Source organism: Psychroserpens mesophilus, assembly GCF_000826645.1.
GTDB lineage: Bacteria > Bacteroidota > Bacteroidia > Flavobacteriales > Flavobacteriaceae > Psychroserpens > Psychroserpens mesophilus.
Map to the genome: position 1 here is coordinate 1 of NZ_JXJP01000050.1, position 1063 is coordinate 1063.

Consider the following 1063-nt stretch of genomic DNA (forward strand, 5'->3'; position numbering starts at 1 on the left):
TTAATGTCCAAGTTCTGGTGATAATAGCTTCATTCGCACAGTTACCATCGGCAATAATATCAGAGTAAGTTGCTTCAAGAGTACCAGAACACATATCAGCTTCGTTAGTTACGTCACCAGTTAAAGTAAGATCAGTTGAATCTTGATCACACTCAATAGTTATATCACTAGGAACCGTAAATGTAGGAGGCGTAGAATCTTCAATGGTAAGTGTTGCATTTAAAGTTGTTGCATTACCACAATCATCAGTAATGGTATAGACAACAGCAATTGTTCCACCAAGTCCACATGTAGACACTAAATTAGTGTAAGCATAATTAGAGGTAACGGTAATACCTAAATCGTCAGAACAAACCTCAAGCGCCGCAATGTTAGTTGCATTCCAATCGTTTGCAAGCGATTCATTATTGGTACCATCACATTCAATAGCTTCATCAGTTACTGAACAGTTTGATAAATCAGGAATTGTTCCGTCATCAAATGTTAGAGTTGCCGTAATCGATGTTGGATTCCCACAATCATCAGTAACAGTATAAGTAACATTAATAGTTCCACAAGGACCACAAGTTGTGTTCAAGTTGTTAAAGTCATAATCTGAAGTAACTTGACCAGTTAAGTCAGTGTCACAAGTATCTGTAGCACATGCTTCCAGTGCAGCGATATTAGCAGCATTCCAAGCATCAGCAAGCGATTCATTATTGGTATCAGTACATTCTAATATTGTATTTTCAATAGTACATGCAGATAAATCTGGAGCTATAGTATCTACAACAGCAATGGTTTGTGTATCAGAGATTGAATTACCACATTCGTCAGTAGCCGTCCAAGTTCTTGTAATTGTTTCCGTATTACCACACGCATCTACAGTAGTATCAGCGAAAGTAACGGTTACAGTACCACAAGTATCAGTAGCAGTAGCAGTTCCTGTTGCAGCAGGATCGGTACTCTCGGTACATTCCACAGTTGCATCAGCAGGAATAGTTAATACAGGAGGTGTATTATCTTCAACAGCAATAGTTTGTGTATCAGAGATTGAATTACCACATTCATCTGTAGCGGTCCA

General features: G+C 38.5%; 1 pseudogene. It reads right to left on the minus strand.

From position 1 onward, the window contains the following. Positions 1-1063, minus strand: a pseudogene (locus TD18_RS17295) (gliding motility-associated C-terminal domain-containing protein); the annotation flags it as partial.